This window comes from Actinotignum timonense, from assembly GCF_900155575.1.
GTDB classification, from domain to species: domain Bacteria; phylum Actinomycetota; class Actinomycetes; order Actinomycetales; family Actinomycetaceae; genus Actinotignum; species Actinotignum timonense.
This window is the reverse complement of record NZ_LT706966.1, coordinates 1822249-1839781: the sequence shown is the minus strand read 5'-3', so window position 1 is coordinate 1839781 and position 17533 is coordinate 1822249. Positions and strand designations below refer to the sequence as shown.

At 62.3% G+C, this 17533-nt stretch carries 16 protein-coding genes and 1 pseudogene; 12 read left to right on the top strand and 5 right to left on the bottom strand.

Annotated features, from left to right (window positions below; all coding sequences use genetic code 11):
* Positions 1-19: 19 nt before the first annotated feature.
* From CZ322_RS07810 to CZ322_RS07775, 8 genes are all read left to right on the top strand, one after another.
* Positions 20-541 (top strand): YbhB/YbcL family Raf kinase inhibitor-like protein, encoded by a 522-nt coding sequence (locus CZ322_RS07810; protein ID WP_087070843.1) that lies wholly within the window; start codon positions 20-22, stop codon positions 539-541.
* Positions 542-569: 28 nt separating this feature from the next.
* On the top strand, positions 570-1136 hold the full coding sequence (locus CZ322_RS07805) for a hypothetical protein (protein WP_087070842.1): 567 nt from the start codon (positions 570-572) through the stop codon (positions 1134-1136).
* Complete coding sequence (locus CZ322_RS07800) at positions 1102-1863, top strand: HisA/HisF-related TIM barrel protein (protein WP_159455017.1); 762 nt, start codon at positions 1102-1104, stop codon at positions 1861-1863. Before CZ322_RS07805 ends, CZ322_RS07800 begins: the two co-directional genes overlap by 35 nt.
* Before the next feature lie 241 nt (positions 1864-2104).
* A complete protein-coding gene (gene infC, locus CZ322_RS07795) occupies positions 2105-2818 on the top strand; it encodes a translation initiation factor IF-3 (protein WP_407636967.1) in 714 nt (237 codons plus the stop codon).
* A gap of 80 nt (positions 2819-2898) precedes the next feature.
* Positions 2899-3093 (top strand): 50S ribosomal protein L35, encoded by a 195-nt coding sequence (gene rpmI / locus CZ322_RS07790; RefSeq protein ID WP_016442851.1) that lies wholly within the window; start codon positions 2899-2901, stop codon positions 3091-3093.
* Positions 3094-3130: 37 nt separating this feature from the next.
* On the top strand, positions 3131-3514 hold the full coding sequence (gene rplT, locus CZ322_RS07785) for a 50S ribosomal protein L20 (protein ID WP_026429412.1): 384 nt from the start codon (positions 3131-3133) through the stop codon (positions 3512-3514).
* A gap of 77 nt (positions 3515-3591) precedes the next feature.
* Positions 3592-4305, top strand: coding sequence for a glycerophosphodiester phosphodiesterase family protein (locus tag CZ322_RS07780; RefSeq protein ID WP_087070839.1), 714 nt, complete (start codon positions 3592-3594; stop codon positions 4303-4305).
* Between the two features lie 73 nt (positions 4306-4378).
* On the top strand, positions 4379-5218 hold the full coding sequence (locus CZ322_RS07775; protein ID WP_087070838.1) for a TrmH family RNA methyltransferase: 840 nt from the start codon (positions 4379-4381) through the stop codon (positions 5216-5218).
* A gap of 134 nt (positions 5219-5352) precedes the next feature.
* On the opposite strand, the gene CZ322_RS07770 is transcribed toward CZ322_RS07775, so the two are convergent.
* Together CZ322_RS07770 and uxaC are read right to left on the bottom strand one after the other, a co-directional pair.
* Complete coding sequence (locus CZ322_RS07770) at positions 5353-5661, bottom strand: hypothetical protein (protein WP_026429409.1); 309 nt, start codon at positions 5659-5661, stop codon at positions 5353-5355.
* Between the two features lie 211 nt (positions 5662-5872).
* Positions 5873-7324 (bottom strand): glucuronate isomerase, encoded by a 1452-nt coding sequence (gene uxaC, locus CZ322_RS07765; protein WP_087070837.1) that lies wholly within the window; start codon positions 7322-7324, stop codon positions 5873-5875.
* 520 nt (positions 7325-7844) lie between these two features.
* Between uxaC and CZ322_RS07760 the strand changes: the two genes are divergently transcribed.
* The 4 genes from CZ322_RS07760 (at position 7845) to CZ322_RS07745 (ending at position 14183) form a co-directional block, all read left to right on the top strand.
* Positions 7845-9512, top strand: coding sequence for an MFS transporter (locus CZ322_RS07760; protein ID WP_087070836.1), 1668 nt, complete (start codon positions 7845-7847; stop codon positions 9510-9512).
* A 149-nt stretch (positions 9513-9661) separates the two neighbouring features.
* Entirely contained in the window at positions 9662-10741 is a 1080-nt protein-coding gene (gene pheS / locus CZ322_RS07755) for a phenylalanine--tRNA ligase subunit alpha (protein ID WP_087070835.1), read from the top strand.
* A complete protein-coding gene (pheT, locus tag CZ322_RS07750; protein WP_087070834.1) occupies positions 10741-13284 on the top strand; it encodes a phenylalanine--tRNA ligase subunit beta in 2544 nt (847 codons plus the stop codon). Before pheS ends, pheT begins: the two co-directional genes overlap by 1 nt.
* On the top strand, positions 13284-14183 hold the full coding sequence (locus CZ322_RS07745) for an SDR family NAD(P)-dependent oxidoreductase (protein WP_234984506.1): 900 nt from the start codon (positions 13284-13286) through the stop codon (positions 14181-14183). Before pheT ends, CZ322_RS07745 begins: the two co-directional genes overlap by 1 nt.
* Before the next feature lie 138 nt (positions 14184-14321).
* Here the strand turns inward: CZ322_RS07745 and CZ322_RS07740 are convergent, their stop codons facing one another.
* The 3 genes and pseudogenes from CZ322_RS07740 to CZ322_RS07730 form a co-directional block, all read right to left on the bottom strand.
* Positions 14322-14807 (bottom strand): hypothetical protein, encoded by a 486-nt coding sequence (locus CZ322_RS07740; RefSeq protein ID WP_143231883.1) that lies wholly within the window; start codon positions 14805-14807, stop codon positions 14322-14324.
* A 241-nt stretch (positions 14808-15048) separates the two neighbouring features.
* Positions 15049-15420, bottom strand: a complete 372-nt coding sequence (locus tag CZ322_RS07735) for a hypothetical protein (RefSeq protein ID WP_087070832.1) — start codon at positions 15418-15420, stop codon at positions 15049-15051.
* Positions 15421-15520: 100 nt separating this feature from the next.
* Positions 15521-17531: pseudogene (locus CZ322_RS07730) on the bottom strand (DEAD/DEAH box helicase).
* Positions 17532-17533 lie beyond the last annotated feature (2 nt).

Sequence of the window (17533 nt, the reverse complement as noted above, 5' to 3'; positions counted from 1 at the left end):
GCACGCATAAGGAGCGGATATGACCACCCACGATCCCTACGCCGGAGTGCCGGCCGGAAGCGTTGATCTTCACCTCACCTCCGATGATTTCGCGAACGGGGAAGCCCTGCCCGAAAGCGCAACCGGCACCGGCACCACGCCGGGCGGCGCGGACCGCAATCCGCAACTGGGCTGGGATACCCCGCCGGAGGGCACGGTGAGTTTGCTCGTCTCCTGCTATGACCCGGATGCTCCCACCCCGTCCGGTTACTGGCATTGGACGGTTGCGAATCTGCCCGCCGATACCGTGGAAATTGCGGCCGGCGGCTCCGATGACCTTCCGGCACCCGCTCTCACCTTGAAGAACGACGGCGGAACTCCGAGCTTCCAGGGCGCCGCCCCGCCGGCCGGCCACGGCCCGCACCGCTATATTTTCGCGGTGCTCGCCCTCAATACCGTGCTAGATATCGATGCAGAAACCCGGCCCGCGGTGGCGTATTTCCTGGCGCGCGAACACGTGCTCGGCCGCGGCCTGCTCACCGGCACCTGGGAAAATAACTAATAACGAAGCGCAAGGGGAGGATAACTCGATGACTGACGTGCGCACCTACGCGGTACTCACTCCTTTTGATAGCGCAGATGCCCTCGCGGCGCTCTGCGCGCTGCACGGCCTGGACGTGCAGGTGGTGGCCACGGATTCCGGGGCGCTGGTGTACCGCCAGCTGGCAACGCCCGTCTACGATGAGTGGGATATCCGCAATATCACCGGCCCGGATCCCGATGAGGAACCCGCCTCCCTTTCCGACGACGCGCCCGCGGTGGCTGGAATGCTCTCCCGTCTCAGCCCCTACGGCTCCATTCTTATTGACGTCAACCTGGATAAAGAATCCACCGGTTTTGAACCGGGCGTATCCGGGATGGTGCGGGCGCGGCGTTTCTTCGCTGGCAAGGCCGATGAGGAAATCGCTTCCGGCTTGCTGCTCAACTCCCTGGATCCCATCGTGGAGGAGCTCATGCTGGGGGAGCGCTCTATTACCGACTGCGCAGCCTTGGATTCCGGGAAACTCACCCAGGCGGATATTGAGAAGATTCTGCGCAAAGTAGCGCGGGGCGAAAATGGTAATGAGGATTCCGCGGGGGATCGCGATGACCTGTGAGCTGCTCGTCGCGGTAGATATTCGGGCGGGGCGGTCCGCGCGGCTGGGCAGCGGCCCGGAAGCATGGAGTAACCCGGCCGCGGCTATTGCGGATTTCCGGACGGCCGGAGCGCAGTGGATTCACCTGGTGGATCTCGACCTTGTATACGGCACCGGGGATAATTTCGCCCTGCTGGAGCGCCTCATGGAGAGCAGCCCGATGCGCTGGGAGCTTTCCGGCGGAATCGACACCCCGGAGGTGCTCGACCGCGCCCTCGCTACCCGTGCAGAACGCATTAACCTCGCAACCACCGCCCTGCGGGATCGCGCGTGGGTGGCGCGGGTACTGGCGCAGCACGCGGACCGGGTGGCGGTTTGTCTTGATGTCGACGGCGCCCGGGTGGTTGCGCGCGGTGCCGGTACCGATGTTGGGGAGTTGCGTGAGGTTATAGATTTTCTCGACGACGCCGGTGCGCGCCGCTATATCGTCACGGATCGAACCCGAGATGGCGCCCTTGCCGGGGCGAACCTTGAGTTACTCCAGCGGGTCGCAGGGCTGAGCCGGGCTCGCATCACCGCCTCGGGCGGGATGGCGACGCTTGCCGATCTGCGTGCAGTTCGGGAGCTGAGCGAGCGCGATGCGAGCGCCGATAGCGATTCGTCCGGCCGCGTGGACTCCGTCATCATTGGCAAAGCCTTCTACGAAGGGAACTTCACCGTTGCCCAAGCCCTCGCAGAGCTTTCCTGAGCGGTGAGTTCAATGGCTGCAGGGCGTGGCTGCGCCGTCGCATGTGGGGAGAATAACCCGCGGTGTTATTCATAACTCATGCCGGTGTGCTAAACTAGTACGGTCAATCCGGCATTCTGCCGGAACGCAAGTGGAGAAATCCCACCTAGCCGCCCGCCCGGGCCGCTGTTTCGAAAAGAAATTTTCGGGAAAGATTAGGATCGGGTCATATCAAAGGGTAGCGGGTTCGTAACATGGCCGTTTGGCGTGCCGTGTCACCTCGGGAGTACTCCGTGCGTTGTCCACGTTGAGGAACAGAGGAACTGCAATTAACAACGAACCGCGTGTAAATGATCGCATCCACGTCCCTAAGGTGCGCCTTGTTGGCCCCAGCGGTGAACAGGTTGGTGTGGTGCGCACGGAAGATGCGCTCCGCCTGGCCGTTGAGGCGAACCTTGACCTGGTGGAAGTTGCTCCGAATTCCAATCCGCCGGTCGCGCGCCTCATGGACTACGGGAAATACAAGTACGAATCCGCCCAGAAAGCTCGGGAAGCACGTCGTAACCAGGCCAATACTCAGATCAAATCCATCCGGATTGGGCTGAAGATTGACGGTAATGACTACAACACCAAGAAGTCGCAGGCGGAACGTTTCCTGAACGCCGGGGATAAGGTCAAATTCGATCTTCGTTTCCGCGGCCGTGAACAATCCCGCCCGGAAATGGGTGTGCGCCTGCTCTCCGGCCTGGCTGAAGAACTCGCGGAAATTTCTACTGTGGAAGCAGCACCTCGCGCTGACGGGCGCAATATGTCCATGGTCCTTGCGCCCACGCGGCGGAAGTCCGAAGCGAAGTCCGATCAGCGGCGTCGTCGTGAAGCTGAACGCGAGAACCGGCGCGCGAAAGCCGCCAAACGCGCGGCCGAACGCAACGCAAAAACCTCCGAAACGGATAACAACGCAGCCGCAACCGAATAGTTGCCTTGTGAAAGCGCGCCCGCGGGCGCGAAAGATCTGGTAGATCAAATGTGCCCCCGGGGCACGAGTGAGGATGAACAATGCCCAAGATGAAGACGCACTCCGGTGCGAAGAAGCGTTTCCGCGTGACGGGAAGCGGCAAGCTCATGCGCGAACAGCGCAATAAGCGCCACCTGCTGGAGCACAAGAGCTCCACCCGGAAGCGTCGGCTCTCGCGCGACCAGGTTGTGGACAAGTCCAACCTTCGCGAAGTTAACCGTCTGCTCGGCCGCTAGATTCGTCCGACGAAAAGTTTTGTAAAAGGAGAAAAACATGGCACGCGTCAAGCGCTCCGTTAACGCCAAGAAGAAGCGTCGCACTACCCTCGATCGGGCGTCCGGCTACCGCGGGCAGCGGTCCCGCCTCTACCGCAAGGCCAAGGAACAGGTCACCCATTCCTTCGTCTACAACTACCGCGACCGCAAGAAGCGGAAGAACGATTTCCGCAAGCTGTGGATCACCCGCATCAACGCGGCCGTGCGCGCCGAAGGCATGACCTACAACCGCTTCATCCAGGGCCTGGGCCTGGCCGGAATTGAAGTTGATCGCCGTCAGCTCGCTGAAATGGCCGTCAATGATCCCACCGGTTTCACCGCGGTGGTCAATGCCGCCAAGGCTGCGCTTCCGGAAGACGTGAACGCACCCAAGGTTGCCTAAGCTTTTTCAAGCGTGATACATCAGCGGCCCGAGTGACGATACCTCGTTACTCGGGCCGCTGCGTTTAGACTACAATCATGAAACTTTTCGCCCACCGCGGCCTGTCCGCCGACGCACCCGAAAACACCATGGCCGCATTCCGGGCCGCCTACCAGGCAGGATTCACCTGGATCGAAACGGATGTGGATATCACCGCGGATGGCACCCTCCCGCTGTGCCACGACGCCACCCTGGAGCGCACCACCACCGGCCACGGGCGCGTCGATGAATTACGCGCTACGGACCTGGAAACCCTGGACGCCGGATCCTGGTTCAGCCCCGGCTTCGCGGGAGAAAAAATCCCCACCCTCGCCCAGCTCGTCGATTTTGCCCTCGAGACCGGGATGGGCATCAATATCGAAATGAAACCCTGCGCGCAGGGCGGCGAGCAGGCTCGCGCCCTGGTTCGAGCGGTGGCGCAACAAGCCCGGCGGCTCGGCCCCGAGCGGGCGCTCGTCTCCTCTTTCTCCCACCTGCAACTGGCCGAATTCGCGCGCCACGCCCCGGAAATCCCGCGCGGCGCGCTATTCGAGCGCGCGAGTTTCGGGCCGGATTGGCGCACCGTGCTTGACCTCACCGATGCGCGTTACCTGCATGTGAGTGACGACGCCGTGACCGCGGCCGTGGTGGCGCAGGCCCGCGCGGCGGGCCGAGACGTGCACGTCTACACAGTTAACAACCCCGAACGTGCCCGGCAACTAGAACGCTGGGGCGTGGCCGGCATCTTTACCGACGGCTTCGTGCGGCCCTAGCGGCTCCCGAGAACCTGCGCCCGCCTTTCTACACACCCTGCTACACCCACCTCTACAGAAAAAGAAACAACCCGTGAAAAGCACACCCGCATCGCATACCCAACTCACTCGCGCCGCCCGTCTGCACCGCCCCCAGCAGCGCGAACGCTTCCGGCAAACCCTGGTGGAAGGCCCCGGAGCCGTTCAAGAACTCCTCGCGCATCGCGCGAATCTGGTTCGCGACGTTTACTATACGAAAGCGAGCCTCATTTCCAACCCGGAACTCGGTGACCTCATCAAAAATGCCGGCGTCTACCACCACCCACTCAATGCCGATGAGATGCAGGCCCTCTCCGAAGATGCGCGCGGCGTTGTGGCCGTTATCGACATTCCGGAAACACCCGCGCTCACACCCACGGTCAAGTGCGCAAAGCTGGTGTTGGCCACCGCGAATATTCAAGACCCGGGCAATGTGGGCGCCATTATTCGAGCCGCGGACGTGGCCGGATGTGATGCGGTGCTGCTCGGGCGCGGCAGCGTGGAACTGTGGTCCCCGAAAGTTATTCGCTCCTCGGCCGGCTCCATTTTCCACCTCCCGGTGCTCGATTCCATTAACGTCAGCAAGCTCGACGGCGTGCTCGAACGCGCGGGCATCAGCTTCCTGGCAGCCACCGGCGAGGGGGAGTGGGACTTGGCCACCCTGGTGGCCTCCGCGAACGACGCCGCCTACCTCGGGCAACCACCCCTCGGCCCGGATCTCACCCGGCCGGTGTGCTGGCTACTGGGCAATGAAGCGCACGGTTTCGCGGATGTAGATGCCAATGTCGATGCGACCGTCGCCATCCCGATCTACGGGAAAGCCGAATCCTGCAATGTTGCTATGGCCGCCGCGATCCTTTCCAGTACGACGGCGATGATCCAGCAGCGCCCCTAAATAAATACACAGGGTAAGCCACGCGGGCGGCGAAGAATCTTCTTCGCCGCCCGCTGCGGGGCACCCGCCGCCGGGTAGCCCATCACTACTGAGGTGGATATTTCGGTACTGGGTGGATGTACCGAATGGTGGATTTACTTGTTATCGGAGAGGTTGTCCTTGACGTCCTCGAACTTTTCCTTGGCGGCATCACCGGCATCGGAAGCGGCATCCTTGACCTTTTCGCCAGCATCCTTTGCCTTGTCACCAGCATCGGAGGCCTTCTCCTCAGCCTTATCGCCGTGGTCCTTGTCCGTCAGTTCGTCCTTGACTTCCTCGAACTTTTCCTTCGCAGCATCGCCCAGCTGGCCCGCCTTATCGGCGGCCTTCTGGCCGAATTCCTTGGCCCGATCAAAAGCCTCGGTTGCGCCTTCCTTAATCTTGTCCACAAATTCGTTCGCCATGGCGACTCCTTTCCATTGATTAATGAAACAAGTCGATCATAGCAAAGTGGCGGCCGTCACTTCACATTAAGGTAGTTAAACACTTGGCCGTGCGCGAACGTATCGCGCACGGCCAAATTCTCAGTCCCGGGTAGTTCGTTACGGAGCCGCACTCCAGTTCCAGAGCGGTACTCCGGTCACCGACGAGTACCCGTTACGTGGGCGTGTTTCCTTACTTCGCGGTGGTTCCGCTCAGCTTGGAGGTATCCACCCGGAAGGCCCGAGCCGGAATCGTGGTCACGAGGGCTTCGGACACCTCGAGGGCTTCGTCCAGCTCCAGGCGGTGTTCGGCCACCATCCGTGCCAGGTAAACCGAGTCCATCCGGCGGGCGACGTCGTGCCGTGCGGGAATGGAAGCGAAGGCGCGGGTATCGTCGATCATCCCGGAGGTCTTGTAGAAGGTGCCGTAGGGGGTGACCTGTTCGCGGTAGCGCAGGATCGCATCCGGCTCATCGATGAACCACCACGGGGCGCCCACGTACACGCTCGGGTAGTACCCGGCCAGCGGGGCCAGTTCGCGCTGGTAGACATCCTGATCGATGGTGAAGAAAACAACCTGGAAGTTCGGGTTGTCTCCGTATTCGGAAAGCATGGGCTGCACGTTATTCGTGAATTCCACGGCCATGGGCACATCGCCCCCGACGTCCGCACCCAGGCGCTCGAAGGCCGCCTGGTGATGGTTGCGGTACACGGCCGGATGGAAGGTCATGACCAGGCCGTCCTCGCAGGCCAGGCGAGCCTGGTCGTTGAGCATGTGCCGGCGCAGGGCCGCACCATCTTCCGGCGAAATCTTGCCGGCCAGGGCCAGCTTGTAGAGTTCGGCCGCCCGCGCTTCGGGCAGGCGTGCGGTACCCGGATCGCGATGCGAGTGATCGGAGGAGACCGCGCCCATCTCCTTGAAGAAGAGGCGGCGCTTGCGCATGGCTTCCACGTAACCTTCGTAGGTGGACACATCCTGATCGGCTGCCTGGCCGAGCGCCTCCACATTAGCCTTGAAGTCAGGGGTGGCCGGTTCGAGGTACTTATCGGGGCGGAAGGTAGGCGGAATATAGCCTTCCCAGGTGGGATCATCCAGGAGCTGCTTGTGGTAGCGCAGGTCCGAAACCGGATCATCGGTGGTGGCCATCATCGCCAGGTTGAAACGCTTGTACAGCGAGCGGGGCAGGAATTCTTCCGTCTTGAGCAGAGCGTTGATGTGATCGTAGATCTCATCGGCCGTTTCTTCGGAGGGGCGCACATGCACATCGAAGACATCCACAAATTCGGATTCAAACCAACCCTGCACCGCGGTACCGCGCAAGGTCCACCAGTTCTTGCAGAACAGGCGCCAGGCCGCGCGGGACTTTTCGGGGGAGAGCGGGCTTCCTACCGGCACACCCAGATCGGCCAGATCCACCCGGCCCACCGCGTGCAGGAGGCGGTTGGTGTAGTGATCCGGGGTGAGGAGCATGCTCGTGGGATCGGTGAAGGGAGTATTGAGAGCGAGCCATTCGGGGGGAACATGGCCGTGCGGGGAAATAATGGGATGCTTCTTGGTGACCTCGAAAATTTCGCGCGCCAGTTTCCGCTGCGTCGGATCTGCCGGGAAAAGCCGGTCCGGGTTGAGAGTGAGGGGCGTCGACATTGAATCCTCCTATTTTTGAGCCGGGCGCGGGGCTTTCCCTCGCCTCGGCTTGCTTCTTTTAAGGTACTCCACCCCGCCCGGGGGCACGCGGGCGCGGAGACCGGGTGCGTAGCCAACGACGACGACGCCGCGGCCCGCTCTCTCACTTTACGCGAAAACATGCGGTTTTCGGGAGAGTATTTGAGAGCTAGAAACGGGAATTTCTAAATGTGAAAAATATCATGGTGGTGGCGGAAGGGTGCGCGTCAGCGCCGTCGTCGTGCTAAAAACCGCGAGAATCCGCGGTTTTCAGAGAATCTCTCCGGCGGCACGTTCCTCGTCCACGATACGAACGGGGAGCTAGGTAACTGCTGGAAAGCCGCGGAAACTTATAAGCTTTTGATGCGAAAGAGCGGTAGTGATAGCTTCGCGGCAGTGTAGCGCGGTAACAGCTCGCGCGGGCACGGAAGCCGAGCGTGAGCGCGGTAAGAGTCGATGGCGAACCACAACCGTTCCTCCTTTCACAGAAAGACAAAAGAAAATGGGAACACACAATAGCGGCGCCCTCGACGCCGATAAGCGTGGCGAGCTGGAGAAACTCTCCAAGCTGCGCGTGTACACCGCCAAGCCGATCACCATTGGTCGCGGTATTTGTTTCGGGTTGGTGGACCTTATGGGTGGTGGGTGGAATACCATCATCTCCGGTCTGCTGCTGTACTTCTTCACGAACTACGGCGGGGTGACGGCTACCCAGGGCGGCCTCATCCTCGGTGTGGCTCGTATCGTTGACGCCGTTATTTCGGTGTTTATTGGCCCGCTGACGGACGGTTTCTACCGCACGAAGCTGGGGCGGCGGTTCGGCCGGCGCCACTTCTTCCTCATGATCGGCGCGCCCCTGCTGCTCATTATTTTCCCGCTGCTGTGGATTCCCTTCGGTGGATTCTGGTACTACCTCGTCATCTACCTGCTGATCGAGGTTATTATCGCGATGATCCTCATTCCGTGGGAAACCCTGCCTACCGAAATGACCCGCAAGTACGAGGAACGCACCACGCTCTCCTCGATGCGTATGTTCTGCTCGGCCACCGGCACCTTCGTGGTGTTCTTCATCCCGGCGCTGGTGCGCGGCAACGTCTCCAACCCCTGGGCCTACCTGGGAATCGGCGGCGCCTTCGCGGTGCTCTTCGCTATCGGCGTTTTCACCACCTACGCCACCACCTGGGAACGCCCGCTCACCCCGGAATTCGTGGCCGAACTCGACGCCATGCCGAAGATGAACGGTTTCCAGATGCTCAAGCACACCGCGGTGGAATTCACCTCGGTATTCCGCAACTCTTCGTACAACAAGCACCTGACGGTCTACCTCTTCTCCTTCACCGGGAAGGATGTCTACGCTTCGGCGCTGACCTTCTTCGCGGTCTACGCGGTGGGGATGAGCGAATCTCAGGGCTTCTGGCTGCAGGCCGTGTCCATCGTGGGTATTCCCATGACGATCTGGGCCATGTTCCTCATGCTTTCGCACGGGCCGCGCTTCCTGTGGGCCTTCTCCTTCACCCTGATCCTCGCCTCGCTGGCGGGTGTGGGCGCGATCTACCTCATCGGGCCGGAAAGCAACGCCTTCATCTACCTGCTGGCCACCGCGGTGATCTACCAGTGCGGGCGCGCGCTGCTGGAATACACCCCGTGGAATGTGTACCCCTTCATCCCGGACGTTGATTACATCATGACCCGCGAAGATCGCGCCGGCATCTACGCCGCCGTTATGACCTTCGGGCGTAAGTCCACCGGTGCGCTGGGAACCTTCCTCGTGGGCTGGTTCATGGACCTGGGCGGCTTCGTCAACCCGCTGGAAAAGGGCACGAACCTCGCGGCCTCCGGCTACACCCCGCTGCACGAAGGTGCCTGCAAGGTGGATGCCTCCGGTGCGCTGGAAAGCTCCTGCCAGGTGGTTCAGTCCACCGGTGCTTCCCATATGATCGCCTTCGTGACGGTCATCCTTCCCGCGATCCTCATCGGGGTGGCGCTGCTGGTGTCTCGCTTCGTCAAGCTGGATAAGCACACCCACGCCATCCTCATGGATGAGATCCATCGCCTGGAAGCGGGCGGGGCGAAGGAAGATGCCACTCCCGAAGCTCGCAAGGTTGCCGAAGACCTCACCGGGCATTCCTGGGATGAACTCTGGCCTGAGGTTCCCCTCAGCCAGCGCTAAATTCTAGGAACGACGCCGGCGCCGCGTACCGCGGCGCAAGCGCGCTACCAGTAACCTCACAGCGGGGCCGAGTCCATCTCGGCCCCGCTGTTACGCACTTTCGGCGAGTTTGACTAGAATTGACATGGTTAACTACAAGAAAGGCAGCTATGTCCTCACAGCTCAGTCCCCTGGACGAAGCGGGAGTGCAGGCGGCCGTCGCACAGGCATGTAGCGCTTTTGCGGCGGCCACCACCCTCGAGGAGTTGAAAGCCGCACGCCTCGCGCACAGCGGTGATAATGCTCCGATCACTCACGCGAATATGCAGATCCGGAACCTCGCCAAAGAAGAAAAGCCCATCGCCGGTAAACTGCTGGGCGCGGCCCGCAAGGAAATCCAGGCGGCCCTCGCCAGCGCCACCGCTCGTATTGAGGAAGCGGAAGCGGCCGCGGCTCTGGCCACCGAAACGGTGGATGTTACCGTGCCGACCAACCGCTCTCCGCGCGGGGCACGCCACCCGCTCACGGTTCTCAGTGAGGATATTGCTGATTTCTTTATTGCCATGGGCTGGGAGATCGCCGAAGGTCCCGAAGTGGAGCACGAGTGGTTCAACTTCGACTCCCTGAATTTCGGGCCTGACCACCCGGCACGCCAGATGCAAGATACCTTCTACGTATCGGGCGTCGTCGGCCCTGACGGTGCGGTCACCGAGGAACGCAACCTGGTGCTGCGCACCCACACGTCGCCCGTGCAATCCCACGCGCTGCTGCGCCGCGGCGCCCCGCTCTACATCGCCTGCCCGGGCAAGGTATTCCGCACCGACGCGCTGGATGCCACCCACACCCCGGTATTCCACCAGGTGGAAGGCTTGGCAGTGGATAAGGGCCTGACCATGGCCCATCTCAAGGGCACCCTGGATCATTTCGCCCGCCATATGTTCGGGCCGGAAGCGAAGGCGCGGCTGCGGCCCTCCTTCTTCCCCTTCACCGAACCGAGTGCCGAAATGGACCTGTGGTTCCCGCAGAAGAAGGGCGGCCCGGGCTGGATCGAATGGGGCGGTTGCGGCATGGTCAATCCGGAAGTGCTGCGCAATAACGGCATTGACCCGGATGTTTACACTGGCTTCGCCTTCGGAATGGGCCTGGAGCGCACCCTGATGCTGCGTAATTCCATCGCTGATATGCGTGACATGGTGGAAGGCGATGTGCGCTTCTCCATGCAATTCGGAACCACCGGGAGGGGAAACTAATGCCACTGATTCCGCAGGAATGGTTGGGCTCACACGTTGAGCTGCCCGAGGATCTCAGCCCCGCGCAGCTGGCTGCCGCGCTGGTAAAAGTCGGCCTGGAAGAAGAAGCAATCCACCCCGGCGCGGTCACCGGCCCGCTGGTCTTCGGTCGGGTGCTCAGCCGCGAACCGAAGAAACAAAGCAACGGGAAGATCATTAACTACTGCCGCGTGGACGTAGGGCAGTACAACGACGAACCCGGAACGGGGCGCGAGCCTTCCGAGCTGCCCTCGCGCGGCATTATTTGCGGCGCCCATAATTTCGAAGAGGGCGATACCGTGGTGGTGTCCCTCCCCGGCGCCGTGCTGCCGGGCGGTTTTGAGATCGCGGCCCGCAAAACTTACGGCCATATTTCCGACGGCATGATGTGTTCGGAACGCGAACTCGGGCTCTCGGATGAAAGCGAGGGCATTATTGTTCTCGACGACGCAGCCGCGGCCAGTGTGGAACTCGGCAGTGATGCCAGGCAATTCCTGGGCCTGCCGGGGGAAACCCTGGAAATTAACGTGACCCCGGATCGCGGGTACTGCTTCTCCATGCGTGGGGTAGCGCGCGAATACCACCACTCCAGCGGGGCTCGCTTCACCGACCCGGGCCTGGCGGACGCTCCGCTCCCGGAAGCCACCCCCACCGGGTTCCCGGTGCGCGTGGAAGATAACGCCCCGATTCACGGCCAGCCCGGATGCGATCTGTTTGTCACCCGGGTGGTGCGCGGGGTAGATCCGGCGGCACCCTCCCCGGCCTGGATGGCACGCCGCCTCCAGCAAGCCGGCCAGCGCTCCATCTCTCTCGCGGTAGACGCCACCAATTACGTGATGCTTGACCTGGGTCAACCCCTGCACGCCTACGATCTGGATAAGATCCGCGGCGGCGGGCTGGTGGTGCGCCGGGCTAAGGCCGGCGAAAAACTCACCACCCTTGATGATGTGGAACGCACCCTCGATCCGGAAGATCTTCTTATTACCGATAATGGGGGAGAGCGCGTGCTCGGCGTGGCCGGCGTGATGGGCGGAGCCGATACAGAGATCACCGCGGAAACCAGCAATGTGCTGATAGAAGCAGCGCATTTCGATGCGGTATCGGTGGCGCGCAGCGCCCGGCGGCACAAGCTCCCCACCGAAGCCTCCAAGCGTTTCGAACGCGGGGTGGATCCCGCGGTGGCGGCGGTGGCCGCGCAGCGCGTCGTCGACCTTTTGGTGGAATACGGCGGGGGGGAAGCAACCGATGAGGTCTTTGTGTACGGGCAGGTACACCAGTTGCCCGCGCTCGCTTTCCCGGTTGCGGATGTGGAACGCCTGACCTCGTTGCAGCTGAGCGAGGATCGTATTGCGGAGATCCTCACGGATATCGGTTGCACCGTGGAACGCGGCGGCGCGGTGTGGAGCGTGCAGCCTCCCACCTGGCGTCCGGATCTGGTGGGCTCGGCTCACCTGGTGGAGGAAATCGCACGCCTGGAAGGCTATGATGCGATTCCCACCGCCGTTCCGGCGGCTCCGGCCGGGCGCGGCCTGAGCCCCGCGCAGCGCCAGCGCCGCGATATTGCGCGCACCCTGGCGGAAACCGGGTGGGTGCAGGTGCTGACCTATCCCTTCATTCCGGCCGCGCGTTTCGATGAGCTCGGCTACGCCGCTGATGATGAGCGGCGCACCGCTATCGCGCTGGCCAATCCGCTGCAGGATGAGGCCAATCTGCTGCGCACCTCCCTGCTCGATACCCTCATTCCGGTGGCCTCGCTCAACGTCAAGCGCGGTAATCCGGCGGTGGCGGTCTTTGAGATGGGCACGGTGAGCCGGCCGGCCGGTATCAGTCCGGCCCCGATTCCGGCGGCGGGTCAGCGGCCTTCCGAGGACGAGATTGCCGCCCTCCACGCGGCTATCCCCGCCCAACCCCATCACGTGGCCGGGGTGGCCTGCGGGCCGCGTACCGCCGCCCGGGCCGGTTACCCGGTGGAAACCTGGGATTGGCGGGATGCGGTAGAAGCCGGGCGGCGCGCTGCCGGTATGCTCGCCGAGGTTTCGGTGCGCGCCGCGAACCAGGCACCCTGGCACCCGGGGCGCTGCGCGGCTATCCTCAGCGGAGACCGCGTTGTTGGCTACGCCGGGGAACTCGCTCCGGCGGTATGCAAGGCCTTGGATATTCCGGCGCGTTCGGTCGCTTTCGAAGTGAATACCGACGCCGCACTTCCGGCCACCGTGGAACCCGCCGCGGTCAAGCCGGTGTGGACCAGTCCTGTTGCTAAGGAAGATCTTGCTTTTATTGTTGATGCCGATGTGATCGCCGGTGATGTGCGGGCCGCCATCGTGGCCGCCGCGGGGGAGGCCCTCGAAGGCATTGAGCTTTTCGATGTTTTCACGGGTGATCCCGTTCCGGAAGGGAAGAAGTCGCTGGCATTCGCGCTGCGCTTCCGCACCGATCACACCCTGACCGCTGAAGAAACTTCCCAGGTACGCCACCGAGTGGCACGCCGGATGCGCAAGGACTTCGGCGCGGAGCTGAGGGCCTAATGGCGCAGCAGGAGGTGGAGCGCGTGGATGCGGGCGACCAGATGACCGCGCAATCGGTAACCGGGCAGCAAGCGACCGCGCAGCAGGTTACCGCACCGCAGGAATCGGAAGGACTCGCACCGGCCCGCCGGATTCTCATTACCGGGGCTTCCCGGGGCGTGGGCAAGGAGCTCGCTATTGGTTTAGCGGCGCCCGGGCGCACCCTCATTTTGCTGGCGACCAAACTATCGAATTTGGATGGTACCGCCACCGAATGCGAGATCCGGGGTGCTCAGGTTATTACCCTCGGGTGTGACCTGGCGAAGGAATCTTCTATCCGGGAGATGCTGCGTATCCTCCTCGAGGAAGGCGCTCCCGATATGGTGCTCAATTCCGCCGGAGTGTACGGGGAAGAAGAACTTCCTTGGGATACCAGCCTGGAGGATTTCCAGCGCACCATCGCGATTAACGTGGAAGCCCCGTTCCAGCTGGCCCAAACTTTGGTACCTATTATGCTCGAGCGCGGCGGCGGGAGAATCCTGGACCTGTCCGCCACCGCGGCATCTCATGATTCCGCGGACGCGGTATCCTATTACACCTCGAAAACGGCGCTGTTGCGGCTGGCGGCATCCTTGCATTTGGCTGGTTATCAGCGTGGTTTGCGGGTGCTTTCTCTCAATCCCGGTGCGGTGAAAACCGATATGACGGCATCCATGAAACGTTACCGGGACCGCACCGAATGGGTACCGCTTGGCGAATCGGTGGCTATTGCCCAGGCCTTCGCGGCCGGTGAGCTCGATGGGCTCTCGGGCACCCAGGTGCGGGCCGGAACCGACTCCCTGGAAAAGCTCCGCGAGCTCTCCGCGCGCGGGGTGTCCGGGCGAGCGCGCCGCCTGCGGCTCACCGGATGGGATGCCTAAAACCGGCGCGCATAACCAGCACGCATAAGCAGCGTGCATAAGCACAGCGGACTAAGGGCGGGAGCCTCCTTAAATGGAGACTCCCGCCCTTACTTATGTATCGAGACTCGCATCCTGTGCCAGCAGCCAGCCCAATGCTTATTGGGTATTAGCCCCGAATTTTTCCCCGCAAACCTTGGCTGCTTCGCCCATAATCGCTTGGTCTTCCTGCGAGAGCAAAAGGATCTGCGCGGCGATATTACGCTGGCCCTGCTCGGATAGGCCACGGCTGAGCCCTTCATCGACCGTGCACTCCACAAGCTTGGGGAGCATGGCCTTTTGAGCTTCCGGGATATCCTGCGTGTTCTTGAGCAGCTCGGACGTAGCGGCAAGCATGCCGGCGCTCACCTCATCGCGGGTAGGAGCCGGGCCGTCCGTTGCAATAGCTGCCGGACCCTTATCGGTGATCGGCGCGGAAGGCTGAGCGGGGCTCGCATCGCTTGCCGAGGGAGCTGCCGGCGCCGAGGCGGCAGCCGACGTTTTCGCAGCTGGCGAAGCCGATTCCGACTTATTACTATTACCCGAACAGGCGGCTAGGCTCATCGCGAGACATGCCACAGCCGCTGCACCTAAAAGTTTACGCATCTTCACTCATTTCCATGCGGAATAAAACAAGTAGATACTATCAGCTACGCGGCTTTCGCCCGCGGGGTTCCCGCGTGAAATCCACCGCCTCGCTCAGCCCCGGGAGTTGCGCGACCCCGCGGGAGTCGCGCAATCCCACGGGTGTCGCGCAACTTCGCGGATGCTTGCATGAAGATACGTTACGAGCTGGGCCGTCTCCCCGTTGGGCAGGGTATGACCCGGTGGCTCTTCCCGATGAGTATTACCCCTGGGGCTGCCCGGCGAGCTTCGTGGCGCAGTTATCCGTTACCTTTTGGAGGATATCGTTGTCTTCTTTAGAGACTTCATCGAATTTCTTTACGTCACCGTTGGCAATAATCTTGAGGCCTTCTACGGAGACACCTTGTTCGATAGCACCATCGGCCATACACTCGACGAAGCCGGTAACAATGGATTCGTGAAGTCCGGCTGGGAGCTTGTTACCCGCCTCCTCAATAGCGGAATTGAATCCCTTGTTAAGTCCGGCCACAACCTCATCACGCGAGGGTGCGGCATCCTTTCCGGAACCGTTCGAGCAGGCCGTCAGAGTGAATGCGGTGCAGATAGCTGCAAGACCGGCAACAAGTTTACGCATGGAATTCTCCTCGGAAGCGTGGCGATGGATGAAAGATTATCCACCCATGGCCACTCTACCGGGACATGGTTACCAGCGCGTGAACACCGGGAAGCGCAAACTATGAACGCCGCCACCCGCGCCCACCGCGGCGCTCCCCGCGATCATGCCGGTCATGGCGCCGATCCGAGCGGCGCTCAGAACGGTAATCCGAACCGTAATCACCGTCATCGCCACGGTTGAAAGAACCGCGGCCGCGCCCGCGCCGGTCTCCGCGTGCGCCCCGATCCGAACGCCCCGCGCGATCCGAACGTCCGGGGCCGCCGCGGCGGGCGGCGGGAGCACCACTGTCTTCAGAAATCCGCAGGGCACGCCCGGAAACCTGCGCTTCGGAGATACGCCGGCGGGCTTCCGGAGAAAGCGGCACCCCAATTTCCACCAGGGAGAAGGTGGGGTAAATATCGATATGGCCCAGGTCCGAGCCGCGCAGCCCACCTTCGTGGGTGAGCGCGCCAACAATCGCACCCGGACGCACCCGGTCTTTGTGCCCGACCTCGATGCGGTAGCGCTTCCCGCCCTTGAATTCGCGAGCTTCGCGTCGCTTCTTCTTGAAGGAATCGCGGCTGTCCTCCCCGGTGAAGCTTTCCTCTTCATCCGCGGAAGGCCCGGGATCGCGCACGCCCAAGGCCAGCAGCGCCACGATAATATCCTCGAGGCTCATCGGTGCGGGAGCCTCGCTCGCAGCCTCGTTTTCTGCACCGGTTTCCGTCTCGGCATCGGTATTGTTTCCGGTACCGGTTTCGTTTTCGAAGTTTTCCGTAGTATCGGTAACGACGGCGCCTTCCGAGTCAGCCGGAACCGAGCTTGCTGCCTCAGCAACGCCCTCGTCAAGCGGGAGGGTAGCGGGGGAGGCTACGGCGTCGTCGTTCTTATTCTGCTGCGCCTCCTGCTGGGCAGCCAGGAATTGCTCGAGGACCTCGCGGTAGACCCCGAGGCGCCCGGCGTCGAAACGGGTGCGGGCCTGCTCCATGAGTTTGGCGGCGCGCAGTTTCGAGACTTCCGCCGGGGTGGGAAGATCGATTTCTTCCATCTGTGATTTGGTGGTTTTCGCGATGCGGCGCAGGCGCGGCAGTTCCTTCGGCGTCACGAAGGTGAGCGAGCGGCCCTCGCGCCCGGCGCGGCCGGTGCGGCCGATGCGGTGCACGTAAGGATCGGCCTTGTCCTTATTNGACCAGGCGTTCGCGATCCTTTTGGGCGACGTCGCCCGAAAGCGCCGCGGTGGCCACCCCGCGGGTACCCAGCTCAATCGCCAAATCCTCCGCGGTGGCGCGAGTGCGCACGAATACAAGGGCGGCGTCGGCTTCAGAAACCGCAAGGACCCGAGCGAGAGCACCCACCTTGCGGCGGGCCGGAACCACCGCGAATTCCTGGGTAATATTCGCAACCGTGGAGGCCGGCGGCGTAACGGTAATTTCCTCCGGGTCGTTCAAGTGAGAATCGGCCACGCGGCGAATCGCCGGGGGCATGGTGGCGGAGAAAAGCGCCGATACGCGCTCTTCGGGCAGATCGGAGGCGATCTTTTCCACGTCCTCCGCGAAGCCCATGCGCAGCATTTCGTCCGCTTCGTCTAAAACGAAGTAAGAAACGTGATCGAGCACGAGCGCGCCGCGATCAATGAGATCCATAATGCGCCCGGGCGTGCCCACCACCACATGCACGCCGTTTTCGAGGGCGCGAAGCTGCGGGGGATAGGGCGAACCGCCGTACACGGCCAGCACTTTGGTATCCGTACCGCGCGCGAATGATTCAATGGCGTCCGCGCCCTGAAGCGCGAGTTCGCGGGTGGGTGCGAGCACCAGAGCTTGAACGACGGCGCTGCTAGTATCCACCTGTTCCAGAAGCGGCAAACCGAAAGCGGCAGTTTTCCCCGTTCCTGTTTGGGCGACGCCGATAACATCCCGCCCGCTCAGCAGCAGCGGAATGGCCTGCTCCTGGATCGGGGAGGGGTGTTCAAAACCGAGAGCATGAATAGCGGTGAGCGTTTCCTCGGAAAGACCGAGGTCAGCGAAAGTCGCCGGGGTGGCGGTGGAGGAAGAATCAGACGGCGTATTTTCGCCGAGATGTTCAGACATGG